Genomic DNA, 16,403 nt, shown 5'->3' on the forward strand with positions numbered 1-16,403 from the left:
AACACTCAGCGATTGCTGTAACGGCCATGTCTGCCATGGGCAGGCATGGCCTGATTGCTGCGTTCGGCAATCATTTGCTCAATGTTGATCAACTCGATGCCCTGGCGCTTGAACCGAGGCATTTCACGCTCCAGTACCTCAAGTGTTTGCGGGTAGGGGTGCCCGATCAGTACCGCCGATCCCTGTTTGCGTGCCAGTTCGATGCCGAGCTGCAACTGCCGGGCAATCGCTTCGGGTGTGCGCACATCATCAAGAAATACATCCCGCGAGACATGCGCCAGATCGAGCGCCTGGGCCTTGGCTGCCGCCACAGTGGCGGCGCTGGTGCGGCTGTCAACGAAGAACAGGCGACGACGTTGCAGTTCGGCCATCAGCCAGGCCATGGGCTCAGGTTGTGAGGTCATACGGCTGCCCATGTGATTGTTGATGCCGGCAGCGTAAGGCACTTTGGCCAGCGCAGCGTCCAGACGCTGAGCCAGTTCCGGCAACGGTGTGTCGGGGTGCCAGGCGTAGGGGCCGGTGGCCGGATCCATGGGCATGTGCAGGATGACCGTCTTGCCGGCCTTATGGGCCTGGCGGGCAAACTCGCTGGCATGTGGGGTGTCGGGCATGATCGCCATGGTTACCGGGCCGGGCAGGGCCAAGGTACGGCTATCACGCGCGCTGCTCTGACCCAGGTCGTCGATGATCAGGGTCATGTAAGCCTTGACCTGTTGAGCAGGCGCTGCGAACACGGCGCTGCTCAACAGGTACAGCAGGGTACATAGCAGGTAACGCATGTACAGGTTCACTTGCTATGGGTAATGCTCAAGCCCTTGAGCAGGCTCAACGCCTGGCTGAGCTGGAAGTCATTGTCCTGCGGACGTTCCTTGCGCTTGCTGCTGCTCGACGGACGATCGGCGCCGCCGTTGCCATTGCCCAGGTGGCCCTGCAGGTCGGCTTCCTTGAAGTTGTCGTTGTCGGTCTCGGCGGTCAGTTTGGCTGGGCGCACTTCGATGTCCGGCACGATACCTTGGGCCTGGATCGAACGACCGTTGGGGGTGTAATACAGCGCGGTGGTGATCTTCAGTGCGCGGTCGTTGTTCAGCGGCAGCACAGTTTGCACCGAACCTTTGCCAAAGCTATCGGTGCCCATCAGTACGCCGCGCTTCTGGTCCTGCAGGGCGCCAGCGACAATTTCCGAAGCTGAAGCACTGCCACCGTTGATCAACACCACCAATGGCACGCCTTCGCTGGCGTCGGCTGGGTCGGCGGAGAAGCGCAACTCGGAGTTGGCAATGCGACCCTTGGTGTAAACGATCAGGCCTTTGGTCAGGAAGTGGTCAGCTACTTCGACCGCCGACTGCAATACGCCACCGGGGTTGTTGCGCAGGTCCAGGACCAGGCCACGGAGCTTTTTGCCGTTGTCCTTGCGCAGTTTGGCCAGGGCCTTGCCGACTTCTTCGCCAGACTTGACCTGGAACTGGGTGATGCGGATATAGCCATAGCCGTCTTCGAGCAGCTGGCTCTTGACGCTCTTGACCTGAATGACTGCACGGGCGAGGGTCACGTCAAATGGTGTGCCGCCATCGCGCACCAGGGTCAGGGTGATTTTCTCGCCGATCTTGCCGCGCATTTTGTCGACCGCTTCGGTCATGGTCTGGCCACGGGTCGGCTGGCCGTTGATCTTGACGATCAGGTCACCGGCCTCGATCCCTGCGCGTGAGGCCGGGGTGTCATCGATCGGCGAGACCACCTTGACGAAGCCATCCTCCATACCAACTTCGATACCCAGGCCGCCGAACTCGCCACTGGTGCTTTCCTGCAGCTCCTGGAAATCTTCCGGGCCCAGGTAGGCCGAATGCGGGTCGAGGTTGCTGAGCATGCCCTTGATTGCATTCTCCAGCAGAGTCTTGTCGTCTACAGGTTCCACATAAGCTGCCTTGATCCGGTCCATGACCTCGGCGAAGGTGCGCAGCTCTTCGAGCGGCAGTGGCGCCTTGGCAGAAGCCGCCGATACCGTCGTGGCCGGCACCGCAGTGGGCTTGGCAGGCTCGGCCGCAAGGGCCAGTGGCGCGCCGAGGACCAAAGCGATGGTCAGGGCCAGCGAGGTGAGGCGAGGCGTATGCAGCATGTCGAACGAACTCCTGATCCTGGTAGCGCTCCGGCTGGAGCCTCGGCAATACGCGATATCACGTTATACCGTCAAATAAGGGTGGTGGTACCTATCCTTGGGCACGGCACCATTGTGCGGGGTCGCTTGGGCGACCTTGCTGGCGGATGGCGAAGTACAGCCCAGAGTTGTCCTGGCCGCCACTGTTACCAACGGTGGATATTGCCTCGCCGGCCTTGACGACGTCTCCAGCGCTCTTGAGCAGGCTCTGGTTATGCCCGTACAAGCTCAGGTAACCATTACCATGGTCGAGAATGACCAGAAGTCCAGCGCCGCGCAACCAGTCGGCAAACACTACCCGACCGCCATGTACCGCGCGGACTTGGCTGCCAGGCGAGGCGCTGATCATTACGCCATCCCACTTTGCCCGCGAGTCACCACCGCGGGTTTCGCCAAAGCGTGCCAGTAGTCGACCATTGACGGGCCATGGAAGTTTGCCCCGGGCCGAAGAAAAAGCCCCGCCGAAAGTTTCGCCGCTGCTGGACACCAACGGGCCAGGGATGCTTTTCGGCTTGCTTGGCGCATCACCCTTGTCGGCCAGGGCTTCGCGTTGGCGTTGTTTTTCTGCTTCCTGGGCTGCGAGCAGGGCCTTTTGTCGTGCGGCTTCGGCTTCACGGGCCTGACGGGCAAGGGTTTCCTCGATGGTCTTGAGGACTTTGCTCAGGTCGGCCTGGTCTTGCTCGCGGGCCTGCAGCTTCTGGTCCCGGGCTTTGACATCGCTGTTCAGTTTGGCCAGCACTTGCTGGCGCTCGGCGCGGACCTTCTCAAGCTCTTGGCGCTGGGCATCGAGGTTGCCTTGCTGAGCCAGCAATTGCGCTTGTTGCAGGCTGATGTCCTGTTCAACGTTGGCCAGCTGGCGCAAGGTTTCGTTGAAGTTGCGCAGTTGGGTAAGGCGTGCCTGGCTCAGGTAATCGTAATAGGTCAGGGTACGGGCGAACTTTTCCGGATTCTGCTGATTGAGCAGCAGCTTGAGGTATTCCTCGCGGCCGTTCTGGTAGGCCGAGCGGGCCTGGATGGCAATCAGGCGTTGTTGTTCAACGCGGGCGCTCTGGAGTTTTTTTTTCTCGTGATCAAGGCGCTCCAGCTCGCCTTCAGTCTTTTTTAGTTCCTGTTGCAGGGCCTCCACCTGCTTCTCCAGCTTCCCAATGTCGGTTTCTGTGCTGCGCAGGTCTTTCTGCACACCGGACTTTTCCTGCTGCAATTTACCGAGCATTTTTTTCAGCTCGGCAATGTCCTGGCGCGTAGCGTCCAGTTGCTGTTGGGTTTGCGCGCGCTCATCGGCAAACGCCGGGCTGAGCAGGCAGGTCAAGGCGAGGAGAATCAGGGCGCGAAACATGGAGTGGGCGACACCAGGGATAGAGACTGGACTAGTATGCCCGCCGCAGGCGGCAAAAAAAACGGCTTTAGCTGCAAGCGGCAAGGTACAAGCTGCAAGAAAAGCGGATGAACGGGCTCTTTCTTGCGGCTTGTAGCTTGTAGCTAGCAACTTTAGCCGTCTATCAGAATCGATGTGCCCGTCATTTCGGCAGGTTTTTCCAGGCCCAGCAGCTTGAGCATGGTCGGCGCCACGTCGGCCAGTACGCCGCCTTCGCGGACCTGGACATTGCGTTTGCCAACATAAATGAAAGGCACCGGCTCAGTGGTGTGCGCGGTGTGCGCCTGACCAGTGCATTCGTCTTCCATCTGTTCGACGTTGCCGTGGTCAGCGGTGATCAGTGCTTCGCCACCGACCTTGTCCAAGGCCTCGACGATGCGCCCGACGCACAGGTCGAGGGCTTCAACGGCTTTGACGGCGGCTGCGAACACACCGCTGTGGCCGACCATGTCACCGTTGGCGTAGTTGACCACGATCACGTCGTAGCGCTGCTGCTCGATGGCTTCAACGATACGGTCGGTGACTTGCGGTGCGCTCATTTCTGGCTGCAGGTCATAGGTGGCGACTTTCGGCGACGGGATCAGGATGCGTTCTTCGCCTTCGAACGGTTCTTCGCGGCCACCGGAGAAGAAAAAGGTGACGTGAGCGTACTTTTCAGTCTCAGCGATGCGCAGCTGGGTCTTGCCATTTTTCGCCAGGTACTCGCCGAGCACGTTGTTCAGGCTGCCCGGGGCAAATGCCGCTGGCGCCGGGATTTTTGCCGAATACTGGGTCAGGCCAATATACGCGGCCAGTTTCGGCAGGCGCGCACGGGGAAACTCATTGAAGTCGGCTTCGACGAACACTCGCGACAATTCGCGTGCGCGGTCGGCGCGGAAGTTCATGAAGATCACCGCATCACCGTCTTCGACCTTGACCGCTTCGCCAATGCGCGTGGCCTTGACGAACTCATCACTCTCGCCGCGGGCATAGGCCGCTTCCAGTCCGGCCTGGGCGCTGTCGGCGCTGAACTCGGCGGTGCTGTCGATGATCAGGTTGTAGGCGGTCGACACGCGGTCCCAGCGGTTATCGCGGTCCATGGCGAAGTAACGGCCGATCAGGCTGGCAATGCGGCCCTTGCCCAGTTTGGCAAAGGTGGCGTCGAGCAGCTCGATGGACGATTGCGCACTTTTCGGCGGCGTATCGCGGCCGTCGAGGAAGGCATGCAGGTAGATCTTCTCGGCGCCACGCTGGGCGGCCAGTTCGGCCATGGCGACCAGATGGTCCTGGTGACTGTGCACGCCGCCATCGGACAACAGGCCGAGGATGTGTACGGCCTTGCCACTGGCCACTGCCTTGTCGACCGCGCCACAGAGCACTTCATTTTCGAAGAACTCGCCATCTTTGATGGCCTTGGTGACGCGGGTGAAATCCTGATACACCACGCGCCCAGCACCGAGGTTCATGTGGCCAACCTCGGAGTTGCCCATCTGTCCGTCAGGCAAGCCGACGTCCATGCCGGAGCCGGAGATCAAACCGTGCGGCTGGGTGGCGCGCAGGCGATCGTAGACTGGCGTGTTGGCCGAATAGATGGCGTTGTAGTCAGGGCTTTCGCTGTGACCGAAACCATCCAGGATGATCAGGACCAAGGGTTTTGGCGTGCTCGTCATCAATCCCACTCACGGTTGTTCAGATGATAAAGATGCGCATTTTAGGGCAAATTGGTCATGAATGACGAATTAACCTTGTTCGCCACTGGGCGTTGGCCGACGGACTGTAGAGCGTAGATGAGAATTACTGACGATGAGCCGGTCGGGCGGGCTTTGGCCGACCTTGGGGGCTGTGTATACTGGCCAACATTTTTAATGGCCTGGAACACCCTCCGATGGTTGCTCACCTGATTGAATTCGCAACAAAACACTATCTGCTGGTCGGTATCTTCGTCGTTCTGCTGGTGTTGCTGATCATCCACGAAGCCCGCAAAGGCGGACGCAGCCTGAGCACTGGCGAGCTGACCGCACTGGTCAACAGTGATAAAGGCCTGGTTATCGACATCCGTTCGACCAAGGATTACGCGGCTGGCCATATCGTTGGCGCCCTGAATATTCCACAAGACAAGTTCGCCGCTCGTATCGGCGAGTTGGAAAAGCACAAGAGCAACAAAACCCTGATCGTAGTCGATGCCATGGGCCAGCACGCCGGCACCACTGCTCGCGAATTGCTCAAGGCTGGCTTCACCGCTGCCAAACTGTCGGGCGGCGTATCGAGCTGGAAAGCCGACAATCTGCCGTTGGTGAAGTGAAATGAGCGACGTCATCGTCTATTCCAGCGATTACTGCCCTTACTGCTCGCGGGCCAAGTACCTGCTGGAGAACAAAGGTGTAGCCTTCGAAGAGATCAAGGTCGATGGCAAACCCCAGGTACGTGCTGAAATGGCTCAGAAGGCCGGCCGTACCTCGGTGCCGCAGATCTGGATCGGCAGCATCCACGTCGGTGGTTGCGACGACCTGTTTGCCCTTGAGCGCGCCGGTAAACTCGACGCCTTGCTCAAAGCTTGAACCAGAACCCCATTTAAAGACCCTGGAAAGAAGGATCTGTCATGACTGATCAACCGAACAACGGCGCAGCTGCAGCAGAAGACGAAAACACGCCTCAATTCTCCCTGCAGCGCATCTACGTGCGTGACCTGTCGTTCGAAGCGCCGAAAAGCCCGGCGATCTTCCGACAGCAGTGGGAGCCGAGTGTTGCCCTGGACCTGAACACCAAGCAGAAAGGTTTGGAAGGCGATTTCCATGAAGTCGTACTGACCCTGTCGGTTACCGTGAAAAACGGTGACGAAGTAGCCTTCATTGCCGAAGTCCAGCAAGCTGGTATCTTCCTGATCAAGAATCTCGACCCGGCGTCGATGAGCCACACCCTGGGTGCGTTCTGCCCGAACATCCTGTTCCCGTACGCTCGCGAAGCTCTGGACAGCCTGGTGACCCGTGGTTCGTTCCCGGCGCTGATGCTGTCGCCGGTCAACTTCGACGCCTTGTACGCTCAGGAAATGCAACGCATGCAGGAAGCTGGCGAAGCCCCTTCGCTGCAATAAGCCTGTTTCGATGTGTTGAAAAAGCGCCCATCAGGGCGCTTTTTTCTTGGCTCAGGCAAACCCCTGCTGGCGCCATGCCTCGTACACCGTCACCGCCACGGTATTGGACAGGTTCAAGCTGCGACATCCTTCACGCATCGGCAAACGCAGGCGCTGCTCGGCGGGTAGGCTGTCCAGCACCTCGGCCGGCAGCCCGCGGCTCTCCGGGCCAAACAGAAAGGCGTCGCCGGGCTGGAACGCCACTTCGTGGTAGGGGTGCGAGGCTTTGGTGGTGAAGGCGAACAGGCGCGGCTGGTCGAGGCTTTGCAGGCAGCTGGCGAGGTCGATGTGGCGCTTGAGTGGCGCATACTCGTGGTAGTCCAGCCCGGCGCGACGCAGACGCTTGTCGTCCAGCTCGAAGCCGATGGGTTCAATCAGGTGCAAGTGACAGCCGCTGTTGGCGCACAGCCTGATAATGTTGCCGGTATTCGGCGGAATTTCTGGTTGAAAGAGGATGACGTGAAACATGCACGGCTCCGAACATAAAGATGGCGAGCATTCTACTCCTGAACCGGATCCGCGTTCGCAGCAATGGCCGCGTGTGCTGTTTTCCCTGGCAATATTCGGCATGTTGGTGGGCTTGATGATCGGTCGTTTGACCACGCCTGAGCCCCGTGTGCTGGAGCAGGTGCAGGTGGTTGAGGGGGGGCTGGACCTGTGGTTCAACGAAGAACCCAAACTGCACGGCGAAGCAGTGGATGGCACCCTGGCCTTGCTGTTCGAGGCCGAAGGCAAGACCGCGCGTGGCCAGTTGCGCCAGCAGGGCAAACCGGTCAGCTGGCGGGTGCAGAAAAGTGATGGTGGGTTGCTGGTGACCCTGGTGGCGGCTCGGCCTCTGCACGGTGACTGGAACGGTGCAGAAGACGATGGCCGCTGGCGAGTGCAAGTGCGCCTGCGCGAATAAAAGAGGGGAATCCCCGGCCTGCCTGTACCAAGGCCCCCAAAACTGGAAGTACTGATACTAATGCAGGGTGTGTGCCAGTTTTGTTGCAGCCCGCAAAACAGTGGTTTTATGCGTTGGTATGCTGTTTGGGCGGGAATTTTTGCCTTGCTGCGGTGCATCGAGCACAGATTGGGTGCATGGGGCATTTCAGGTTGTAGCATTCACCGGTCCGACGCCCCGGTGAATCCACTCCTGCAGAAGCTCAAGCCTCGTCGTCACCGTCCTCGTCGCCACCGTCGACTTTCATTCCCAACTCCTTGATCTTGCGCGTCAGGGTGTTGCGCCCCCAACCAAGCAAGACGGCGGCGTCGCGACGCCGGCCTGCAGTGTGTTTGAGGGCGGTTTCGATCATGATCCGCTCGAAGCTTGGTACCGCACTGTCGAGCAGGTTGGTCTGGCCACGGGACAGCGCCTGGTCAGCCCATTGGCGTAGCGCCTGCTCCCAGTTCGTCACCGGCGCGGTGTCTTGAGGCAGATTGAGCAGTTCTGGCGGCAGGTCGCCGATGTGTACTTCCCGCCCCGAGGCCATCACGGTGATCCAGCGGCAAGTATTTTCCAGCTGGCGCACGTTACCCGGCCACGGCAAATTGCGCATGAACTCTTCGGTTTCAGCCTTGAGTAGTTTCGGCTCAACCGCCAGCTCCTGAGCGGCACGGCCAAGGAAGTGCCGTGCCAGGGTCGGGATATCTTCGCGGCGGTCGGCCAGGCGCGGGATATGGATGCGGATCACGTTGAGGCGGTGGAACAGGTCTTCACGGAACTTGCCAGCCTGCACCAGGGTTTCCAGGTTCTGGTGGGTGGCGGCAATGATGCGCACGTCGACCTTTACCGGTACATGGCCGCCAACCCGATAGAACTCACCATCCGCCAGTACGCGCAGCAGACGGGTCTGGGTGTCGGCCGGCATATCGCCGATCTCGTCAAGGAACAAGGTGCCGCCATCGGCCTGCTCGAAGCGGCCGCGACGCAGGTTGGCAGCGCCGGTGAACGCGCCTTTTTCGTGACCGAACAGCTCGGACTCCATCAAGTCCTTGGGAATCGCCGCCATGTTCAGGGCAATGAAGGGTGAAGCTGCTCGCGGGCTGTGGCGGTGCAAGGCATGGGCGACCAACTCTTTACCGGTGCCTGACTCGCCGTTGATCAACACGGTGATGTTGGAGTGGCTGAGGCGACCGATGGCGCGGAACACCTCCTGCATGGCCGGCGCTTCGCCGATGATTTCCGGAGTACGGGTCAGGCTTGGGGCGATGTCCAGGCCTTGTTGCTCCTGGGCATGCTGATTGGCGCGTTTGACCAGCGACACCGCTTCATCGACATCGAACGGCTTGGGCAGGTACTCGAATGCCCCGCCTTGATAGGACGCCACCGCACTGTCGAGATCGGAGTGGGCAGTCATGATGATCACCGGCAGGCGTGGGTGCTGCTCGCGGATCTGCGCCAGCAGGTCCAGGCCACTGGCACCGGGCATGCGGATATCGGAAATAATCACATCCGGCTGTTGCCGGGTCAGGCGGCTCATGACCCCGTCGGCGCTGTCGAAGCTCTGGGTGGTCATGCCTTCTTGTTGCAGGGCTTTTTCCAGGACCCAGCGGATGGAACGATCATCGTCGACGATCCAGACAGTTTCACTACGGCTCATGAGGCGGTGGCTCCTTGTTCCAGAGGCAGGAAGATCGAGAAAGTGGTGTGGCCTGGATGGCTGTCACATTCGATCAGACCCTGGTGCTGGCTGATGATGTTCTGGGTAATGGCCAGGCCCAGTCCGGTACCGTCCGGACGACCGCTGACCATGGGATAGAAGATGGTTTCCTGTAGTTCGGCGGGAATGCCCGGGCCGTTGTCGATGATCTCGACCTTGGCCACCAGGCGATGGCGGGTATGGCCAATGGTGAACTGGCGCATGGCCCGGGTGCGCAAGCTGATGCGCCCCAGGCGCAGCTCGTTCTGGCCGCTGATGGCTTGCATGGCGTTGCGCACGATGTTGAGGACCGCCTGAATCATCTGTTCGCGGTCGATCAATACGTCCGGCAGACTCGGATCGTAATCACGCGCCAGGGTGATGCCGCCCTGGCTTTCGGCCTCGACCAGGCTGCAGACACGCTCGAGGACTTCATGGATGTTGGTCATCGCCAGTGATGGCAGTTTGTTCGAGCCAAGCATGCGATCAACCAGGTTACGCAGGCGGTCAGCCTCTTCAATGATCACATTGGTGTAATCCTTGAGGCCTTCCTCGGGTAGCTCCCGGGACAGCAGCTGTGCGGCGCCGCGAATGCCGCCCAGCGGATTTTTGATCTCGTGGGCCAGGCCGCGCACCAGCAACTTGGTGGTTTCTTGCTTGGAAAGCTGGGCTTCTTCTTTGGTGATGCGCAGAAGCCGGTCGCGGGGGTGGACTTCAAGCAGCAACAAGGTCCGCCCGCCACTGAGGATCGGCGTTACCGCGTAGTCGACGGTCTGGGTCTGGCCGGTCAGCGAGGTCAGCTGCGCCTCGCGCTTGGTGAACGGGTGTGCTTGCTCCACCGCCTGGCGCAGGGAATTGAGCGCTTCTGGCGATTCGGTGAACAGCTCGCTGATGAATTGCCCATGGCTACGCTGACCGCTGATGGCCAGGAGCATTTCCGCGGCCGGGTTCATGTACTCAAGGCGCAGTTCGGCGTTGAGCAGAATGGTGGCGGTGGTCAGGTTGTCCAGTAGCAGTCGGTGCAGGGCATCGCTGATGGTCATGGGGCGTCGGTGACCTCTTTTGGCTCATGACGACCCCGGTTGTGCCAGGGTCGCGGGCGCTGGTTGTCTGCTGGTAACAAGAAAATGCAAAAAACAAACCAAGGCTCCGAAAAGAAGCGGATCGGCCGGATAAAGACCTGAATATGCGCTAAATATGGCTGTAAAGCCCTGATCCGGCGGTTTGCTTGAACCAAAATGGGTTGATTTGCTCAGGTGCACGCTGTCGCGTGCACCAATATAGAGCATAGAGGAAGAATTACCTTGCAGAGCACAAATGGGCGGTGGCGCGGATCAAGGCCAGTGTGCGTATTGGGCCCAGTGCGCGCTGGTCGATGGCTTGAGCCAATACTGCTGGGCAAGGTTCGGGGCGCTTGCGGTCGAACGAAGCTAGCTCACTGAGCAGTGCGCGTTGCAGGCGGTCCAGTTGCGGGCGTAATTGCGTTGCCAGATCGACACGCGGCGTTTGCGGTGCGCTGCCCGCCGCATGCCAGCGTGAAAGTGCGCTGTACTGGAGCAATTTGTTGGCTTCGATCTGGTCGGCAAAAAACACCCCGACGCGTTGTTCGTCGAGGCCAAAGCGCATGGCCTGGGTTTGGGCGTTGGCAATCACCTGTTGCTCGCGCTCGGTAGCCTGTACTGGCTGGCCGGAGTCCCATTTGTTCAGGGCAACGGCTTCGGCGATGTCCAGGCGTTGTTCGACACTGTCGAGCAAATGCTGCAGGGGGTTGGTGGGCGGAGGGGGCGATGTGCAGCCTTGGCTGAGGAGCAGGGGGGTTAGCAGCAAGGCAATCAGAGGTGCGCGCATAGCAAGGTATCCACAAGAGAAAAAAACAGTGTGCCGTGATTCGTTGTTTTTACCTGTCGGTTGATACGCATGCAGATGGCAGAAAAGCCAAAGGCCTCCCGAAGGAGGCCTCTGTTTGTCGCGTTACGCCGCTTGCGCAGGCGTCACTGGCTTAGCAGCTGTAGTACAGCTCGTATTCCAGTGGGTGTACGAAGGTGCGGACCTTGATTTCTTCTTCGCTCTTCAGGGCGATGTAGGCATCGATGAAGTCGTCGGAGAACACGCCGCCCTTGGTCAGGAACGCGCGGCCCTTGTCCAGTTCTTCCAGGGCTTCTTTGAGGCTGCCGCACACCTGTGGGATCTCTTTCGCCTCTTCAGGCGGCAGGTCGTACAGGTTCTTGTCGGCGGCGTCGCCTGGGTGGATCTTGTTCTGGATACCATCCAGACCGGCCATCATCAGTGCCGCGAAGCACAGGTATGGGTTGGCCGCCGGGTCCGGGAAGCGCGCTTCGATACGGCGGGCTTTCGGGCTGGAAACGTAAGGAATACGGATCGAAGCGGAACGGTTACGAGCCGAGTAGGCCAGCATTACCGGTGCTTCGAAGCCTGGTACCAGACGCTTGTAGGAGTTGGTCGCCGGGTTGGTGAAACCGTTCAGGGCCTTACCGTGCTTGATGATACCGCCGATGAAGTACAGGGCAGTGTCGGACAGGCCGGCATAGCCTTCGCCGGAGAAGGTGTTCTTGCCATCTTTGGAGATGGACATGTGCACGTGCATACCCGAGCCATTGTCGCCGTACAGTGGCTTAGGCATGAAGGTAGCGGTGCGGCCGTAGGCGTCGGCAACGTTGTGTACGCAGTACTTCAGGGTCTGAACTTCGTCAGCCTTTTTCACCAGGGTGTTGAACTGCACGCCGATTTCGTTCTGGCCGGCAGTTGCCACTTCGTGGTGGTGTACTTCGATGACCAGGCCCATTTCTTCCATGGCGTTGCACATGGCAGTACGGATTTCGTGGTCGTGGTCGAACGGCGGAACTGGGAAGTAGCCACCTTTGACGCCTGGACGGTGGCCTTTGTTGCCGCCTTCGACGTCCTGATCGGACATCCACGAGCCTTGCTCGGAGTAGATCTTGAACATCGAGCCGGAGATGTCGGACTTGAACTTCACTTCGTCGAAGATGAAGAACTCAGGCTCTGGGCCGACGAATACGGTGTCACCGATACCGGTGGTCTTCAGGTACTCTTCGGCGCGGCGGGCGATGGCGCGTGGGTCGCGGTCGTAGCCTTGCATGGTCGAAGGTTCGATGATGTCGCAGACCAGGATCAGGGTCGGCTCTTCGGTGAACGGGTCGAGTACGGCAGAGGAGTCGTCCGGCATCAGGATCATGTCGGAGGCTTCGATGCCTTTCCAGCCAGCGATGGAGGAACCGTCGAACATTTTGCCGGCTTCGAAGAAGTCTTCATCCAGGGCGTCACGCGACGGCATGGTCACGTGATGTTGAATGCCTTTGGTGTCCGTGAAGCGCAGATCAATCCATTTAACGTCATGATCTTTGATGAGTTGAACCGACTTCGACATAGTGTCCTCCGGGGTGGGGTAGAGCTTGCCTGTGCAGCCCTTGAATTTGGGTGATGCCGGGCGCGAATAGTCGGCCAAGGCAACCTGCCTCACAAGGGAGCAAATTGCATGCCAGTGCCCCGGTTTGGATTTCTTGCCCGATTTCTACGCATTCCAGCCGTATTTAGCGGAAAACCTACGGCTTTCCTGCACTCTTAAGAGGCGCAAATCAGTCGCGACGCCTCATTTTGGTGCGCGGCAAACCTTCTGTAGATTAATTGGTTAAACCTTGAGCAATTTCCGCTATAATCCGCGCCCCACTTTTTTAGTCGGCATTGCGCGCGCTGTTTTCAATGAAACTAATCGTAAAAGTCTTCCCAGAGATCACCATCAAGAGCCGCCCGGTTCGCAAACGCTTCATTCGTCAACTGGGCCGCAACATCCGTACCGTGCTCAAGGACCTCGATCCTGCGCTCGCGGTTGACGGTGTCTGGGACAACCTCGAGGTGGTCACCCGCATCGAGGACGAGAAAGTCCTGCGCGAGATGATCGAGCGTCTGACCTGCATGCCGGGCATCGCCCACTTCCTGCAGGTCGACGAGTACCCGCTGGGCGACTTTGACGATATCGTCGCCAAGTGCAAGACCCACTTCGGCCACCTGCTGGTCGGCAAGCGCTTTGCGGTGCGTTGCAAGCGCGGCGGCCACCACGACTTTACCTCGATGGACGTCGACCGTTATGTCGGCAGCCAGCTGCGCCAGCAGTGCGGCGCCTCCGGTATCGACCTGCGCACCCCCGAGGTCGAGGTGCGCATCGAGGTGCGTGACAAGCTGCTGTATGTGATTCACAACCAGCACAAGGGCATCGGCGGCTACCCGCTGGGCACGCTGGAGCAGACCCTGGTGCTGATGTCTGGTGGCTTCGACTCCACCGTGGCGGCCTACCAGATGATGCGTCGCGGCCTGATGACCCACTTCTGCTTCTTCAACCTGGGCGGTCGTGCCCACGAGCTGGGGGTGATGGAAGTCGCCCACTTCCTGTGGAAGAAATACGGCAGCAGCCAGCGCGTACTGTTCGTCAGCGTGCCGTTCGAAGAAGTGGTGGGCGAGATTCTCGGCAAGGTCGACAACAGCTATATGGGCGTGACCCTCAAGCGCATGATGCTGCGCGCTGCGACCAATATTGCTGACCGCCTGGAGATCGACGCGCTGGTAACCGGCGAGGCGATCTCCCAGGTTTCCAGCCAGACCCTGCCGAACCTGGCAGTGATCGATTCGGCCACGGAGAAGCTGGTACTGCGTCCGCTGCTGGCCAGCCACAAGCAGGACATCATCGACCAGGCTAACCAAATTGGTACCGCCGAGTTCGCCAAACACATGCCTGAGTACTGCGGCGTGATCTCGGTGAACCCGACCACCTGCGCCAAACGTCATCGTGTTGACCATGAAGAGAAGCAGTTCGACATGGCTGTGCTCGAGCGCGCTCTGGAGCGTGCTCGCCTGGTGTCCATCGACAATGTGATCGATGAACTTGGTCAGGATATTCAGATCGAAGAAGTCAGCCAGGCGCTGGCCGGGCAGGTGGTGATTGATATTCGTCACCCTGATGCCCAGGAAGACCAGCCCCTGGAACTGGACGGCATCGAGGTCAAGGCCTTGCCGTTCTACGCCCTGAACAGTCGCTTCAAGGAACTGGACGCCACGCGCCAGTACTTGCTGTATTGCGACAAGGGTGTGATGAGTCGCCTGCATGCCCATCATTTGCTCAGTGAGGGACATGCCAATGTGCGCGTTTATCGTCCGACATAAAACGCCGGGGTTGTATGGCGGGAGCATCCGCCATCGCCCTCCCGACCTGCGGGCCCGTTGAGCGCCATTCATTCATATTCGCCGCCTAGACTGGGCGGCAACCCGAATCCTCTGATCGAGATACACACGTGATCGAAAATCTGCGTAACATCGCCATCATCGCCCACGTTGACCATGGTAAAACCACTCTGGTCGACAAACTCCTGCGTCAGTCCGGCACTCTGGAGCGTAACGAGCTCAACGACGAGCGCGTCATGGACTCCAACGACCAGGAAAAAGAGCGCGGTATTACCATTCTGGCGAAAAACACCGCCATCAACTGGAACGGCTACCACATCAACATCGTCGACACCCCCGGCCACGCCGACTTCGGTGGCGAGGTTGAGCGTGTAATGTCGATGGTTGACTCGGTGCTGCTGCTGGTCGACGCCCAAGACGGCCCTATGCCGCAAACCCGTTTCGTGACCAAGAAGGCTTTCGAAGCCGGCCTGCGTCCAATCGTGGTCATCAACAAGGTTGACCGTCCGGGCGCGCGTCCTGACTGGGTTCTGGACCAGATCTTCGATCTGTTCGACAACCTCGGTGCCACCGAAGAACAGCTGGACTTCAAAGTCGTCTACGCCTCGGCCCTGAACGGCATTGCCGGTCTGGACCACACCGAAATGGCCGAAGACATGACCCCGCTGTACCAGTCGATCATCGACAACGTACCAGCGCCAGCTGTTGACCGTGAAGGTCCGTTCCAGATGCAAATCTCGGCACTGGACTACAACAGCTTCCTGGGTGTAATCGGCGTTGGCCGTATCGCTCGTGGTCGCGTCAAGCCGAACACCCCGGTTGTCGCTATCGACGTCAACGGCAAGAAGCGCAACGGCCGTATCTTGAAGCTGATGGGTCACCACGGTCTGCACCGTATTGACGTTGAAGAAGCCTTGGCTGGCGACATCGTCTGCATCAGCGGTTTCGACGAGCTGTTCATCTCCGACACCCTGTGCTCCCCGGACGCAGTCGAAGCGATGAAGCCGCTGACCGTTGACGAACCAACCGTTTCGATGACCTTCCAGGTCAACGACTCGCCGTTCTGCGGTAAAGAAGGCAAGTTCGTCACCAGCCGTAACATCAAAGAGCGTCTGGACAAAGAGCTGCTGTACAACGTTGCACTGCGCGTTGAAGAAGGCGACTCGGCTGACAAGTTCAAGGTCTCCGGCCGTGGTGAGCTGCACCTGTCGGTACTGATCGAAACCATGCGTCGCGAAGGCTTCGAAATGGGTGTTGGTCGTCCGGAAGTGATCATCCGTGAAGTCGATGGCGTCAAGAACGAGCCGTTCGAAAACGTCACCATCGACATCCCTGAAGATTCGCAGGGCAAGGTCATGGAAGAAATGGGTCTGCGTAAAGGCGACCTGACCAACATGGTTCCGGATGGCAAGGGCCGTGTACGTCTGGAATACAACATTCCAGCCCGTGGTCTGATCGGTTTCCGTAACCAGTTCCTGACCCTGACCAACGGTGCAGGCATCCTGACCTCGATCTTCGACCGCTACGCGCCGATGAAGTCCGGCCACATGTCCGGCCGTCAGAACGGTGTACTGGTATCGGTTGAAACCGGTAAGGCCCTGACCTACTCGCTGGAAACCCTGCAGGCTCGCGGCAAGCTGTTTGTTGAGCACGGTCAGGAGATCTACAACGGTCAGATCGTTGGTCTGAACAGCCGTGACAACGACCTGGGCGTCAACCCTACCAAGGGCAAGAAGCTCGACAACATGCGTGCTTCGGGTAAAGACGAAACCATCGCTCTGGTTCCACCTGTTCGCTTCACCCTGGAACAGGCCCTGGAATTCATCCAGGACGACGAGCTGTGCGAAGTGACTCCTAAGTCGATCCGTCTGCGTAAGAAGATCCTCGACGAAGGCGAGCGTACCCGCGCTGCCAAGAAAGCCAAGAACTGAGTTA

At 59.3% G+C, this 16,403-nt stretch carries 15 protein-coding genes; 6 read left to right on the plus strand and 9 right to left on the minus strand.

Annotated features, from left to right (window positions below):
* Positions 1-5 precede the first annotated feature (5 nt).
* The 4 genes from ACQRAX_RS09305 to gpmI all read right to left on the minus strand — a co-directional run bounded on the left by ACQRAX_RS09305 (position 6) and on the right by gpmI (position 5,176).
* Positions 6-779 carry a divergent polysaccharide deacetylase family protein gene (locus ACQRAX_RS09305; RefSeq protein WP_412039969.1) on the minus strand — a complete coding sequence of 258 codons (774 nt, stop codon included), beginning with the start codon at positions 777-779 and terminating at the stop codon, positions 6-8.
* Between the two features lie 8 nt (positions 780-787).
* On the minus strand, positions 788-2,113 hold the full coding sequence (locus tag ACQRAX_RS09310; protein ID WP_412039968.1) for a S41 family peptidase: 1,326 nt from the start codon (positions 2,111-2,113) through the stop codon (positions 788-790).
* 91 nt (positions 2,114-2,204) lie between these two features.
* A complete protein-coding gene (locus ACQRAX_RS09315; protein WP_412039967.1) occupies positions 2,205-3,488 on the minus strand; it encodes a murein hydrolase activator EnvC family protein in 1,284 nt (427 codons plus the stop codon).
* Positions 3,489-3,640: 152 nt separating this feature from the next.
* A complete protein-coding gene (gene gpmI, locus ACQRAX_RS09320; protein WP_412039966.1) occupies positions 3,641-5,176 on the minus strand; it encodes a 2,3-bisphosphoglycerate-independent phosphoglycerate mutase in 1,536 nt (511 codons plus the stop codon).
* A 215-nt stretch (positions 5,177-5,391) separates the two neighbouring features.
* On the opposite strand from gpmI, the gene ACQRAX_RS09325 reads away from it, so the two are divergent.
* Genes ACQRAX_RS09325 through secB form a run of 3 tightly spaced genes read left to right on the plus strand, consistent with a single transcriptional unit; the run spans position 5,392 to position 6,597 of the window.
* A complete protein-coding gene (locus tag ACQRAX_RS09325; RefSeq protein ID WP_412039965.1) occupies positions 5,392-5,808 on the plus strand; it encodes a rhodanese-like domain-containing protein in 417 nt (138 codons plus the stop codon).
* 1 nt (position 5,809) lies between these two features.
* Complete coding sequence (gene grxC / locus ACQRAX_RS09330) at positions 5,810-6,064, plus strand: glutaredoxin 3 (protein ID WP_412039964.1); 255 nt, start codon at positions 5,810-5,812, stop codon at positions 6,062-6,064.
* Between the two features lie 41 nt (positions 6,065-6,105).
* Positions 6,106-6,597 carry a protein-export chaperone SecB gene (secB, locus tag ACQRAX_RS09335; RefSeq protein ID WP_412039963.1) on the plus strand — a complete coding sequence of 164 codons (492 nt, stop codon included), beginning with the start codon at positions 6,106-6,108 and terminating at the stop codon, positions 6,595-6,597.
* Between the two features lie 51 nt (positions 6,598-6,648).
* Here secB and ACQRAX_RS09340 read toward each other — a convergent pair whose 3' ends face one another.
* Entirely contained in the window at positions 6,649-7,104 is a 456-nt protein-coding gene (locus ACQRAX_RS09340; RefSeq protein ID WP_412039962.1) for a tRNA (cytidine(34)-2'-O)-methyltransferase, read from the minus strand.
* Here ACQRAX_RS09340 and ACQRAX_RS09345 point away from each other — a divergent pair.
* The gene (locus ACQRAX_RS09345; protein ID WP_412039961.1) at positions 7,103-7,540 is read left to right on the plus strand and encodes a hypothetical protein; all 438 of its coding nucleotides are present in this window, start codon (positions 7,103-7,105) and stop codon (positions 7,538-7,540) included. The two genes, ACQRAX_RS09340 and ACQRAX_RS09345, sit on opposite strands and share 2 nt — an antisense overlap.
* A 241-nt stretch (positions 7,541-7,781) precedes the next feature.
* Here ACQRAX_RS09345 and ntrC read toward each other — a convergent pair whose 3' ends face one another.
* From ntrC to glnA, 4 genes are all read right to left on the minus strand, one after another.
* Complete coding sequence (gene ntrC / locus ACQRAX_RS09350) at positions 7,782-9,218, minus strand: nitrogen regulation protein NR(I) (protein ID WP_412039960.1); 1,437 nt, start codon at positions 9,216-9,218, stop codon at positions 7,782-7,784.
* Positions 9,215-10,300, minus strand: coding sequence for a nitrogen regulation protein NR(II) (gene glnL, locus ACQRAX_RS09355; RefSeq protein WP_412039959.1), 1,086 nt, complete (start codon positions 10,298-10,300; stop codon positions 9,215-9,217). The genes ntrC and glnL overlap by 4 nt, the downstream gene beginning before the upstream one ends.
* Before the next feature lie 256 nt (positions 10,301-10,556).
* Positions 10,557-11,105, minus strand: coding sequence for a chorismate mutase (locus ACQRAX_RS09360; protein WP_412039958.1), 549 nt, complete (start codon positions 11,103-11,105; stop codon positions 10,557-10,559).
* Between the two features lie 151 nt (positions 11,106-11,256).
* Positions 11,257-12,663: a glutamate--ammonia ligase gene (glnA, locus tag ACQRAX_RS09365; RefSeq protein ID WP_028943976.1), complete on the minus strand. Its 1,407-nt coding sequence runs from the start codon at positions 12,661-12,663 to the stop codon at positions 11,257-11,259.
* Positions 12,664-12,995: 332 nt separating this feature from the next.
* Here glnA and thiI point away from each other — a divergent pair, with 332 nt between their 5' ends.
* Complete coding sequence (thiI, locus tag ACQRAX_RS09370; protein ID WP_412039957.1) at positions 12,996-14,450, plus strand: tRNA uracil 4-sulfurtransferase ThiI; 1,455 nt, start codon at positions 12,996-12,998, stop codon at positions 14,448-14,450.
* Positions 14,451-14,578: 128 nt separating this feature from the next.
* Positions 14,579-16,399: a translational GTPase TypA gene (gene typA / locus ACQRAX_RS09375; RefSeq protein ID WP_412039956.1), complete on the plus strand. Its 1,821-nt coding sequence runs from the start codon at positions 14,579-14,581 to the stop codon at positions 16,397-16,399.
* The last annotated feature ends 4 nt before the right edge of the window (positions 16,400-16,403 follow it).

The organism is Pseudomonas sp. UM16 (assembly GCF_050312595.1).
Taxonomy (GTDB): domain Bacteria; phylum Pseudomonadota; class Gammaproteobacteria; order Pseudomonadales; family Pseudomonadaceae; genus Aquipseudomonas.

Coding starts and splice junctions, on each gene's coding strand:
- ACQRAX_RS09340 (WP_412039962.1), bottom strand. CDS start 7,104: ATGTTTCACGTCATCCTCTTTCAACCAGAAATTCCGCCGAATACCGGC.
- glnL (WP_412039959.1), bottom strand. CDS start 10,300: ATGACCATCAGCGATGCCCTGCACCGACTGCTACTGGACAACCTGACC.
- ACQRAX_RS09305 (WP_412039969.1), bottom strand. CDS start 779: ATGCGTTACCTGCTATGTACCCTGCTGTACCTGTTGAGCAGCGCCGTG.
- gpmI (WP_412039966.1), bottom strand. CDS start 5,176: ATGACGAGCACGCCAAAACCCTTGGTCCTGATCATCCTGGATGGTTTC.
- ACQRAX_RS09360 (WP_412039958.1), bottom strand. CDS start 11,105: ATGCGCGCACCTCTGATTGCCTTGCTGCTAACCCCCCTGCTCCTCAGC.
- secB (WP_412039963.1), top strand. CDS start 6,106: ATGACTGATCAACCGAACAACGGCGCAGCTGCAGCAGAAGACGAAAAC.
- grxC (WP_412039964.1), top strand. CDS start 5,810: ATGAGCGACGTCATCGTCTATTCCAGCGATTACTGCCCTTACTGCTCG.
- glnA (WP_028943976.1), bottom strand. CDS start 12,663: ATGTCGAAGTCGGTTCAACTCATCAAAGATCATGACGTTAAATGGATT.
- ACQRAX_RS09315 (WP_412039967.1), bottom strand. CDS start 3,488: ATGTTTCGCGCCCTGATTCTCCTCGCCTTGACCTGCCTGCTCAGCCCG.
- thiI (WP_412039957.1), top strand. CDS start 12,996: ATGAAACTAATCGTAAAAGTCTTCCCAGAGATCACCATCAAGAGCCGC.
- ACQRAX_RS09325 (WP_412039965.1), top strand. CDS start 5,392: ATGGTTGCTCACCTGATTGAATTCGCAACAAAACACTATCTGCTGGTC.
- ntrC (WP_412039960.1), bottom strand. CDS start 9,218: ATGAGCCGTAGTGAAACTGTCTGGATCGTCGACGATGATCGTTCCATC.
- ACQRAX_RS09345 (WP_412039961.1), top strand. CDS start 7,103: ATGCACGGCTCCGAACATAAAGATGGCGAGCATTCTACTCCTGAACCG.
- ACQRAX_RS09310 (WP_412039968.1), bottom strand. CDS start 2,113: ATGCTGCATACGCCTCGCCTCACCTCGCTGGCCCTGACCATCGCTTTG.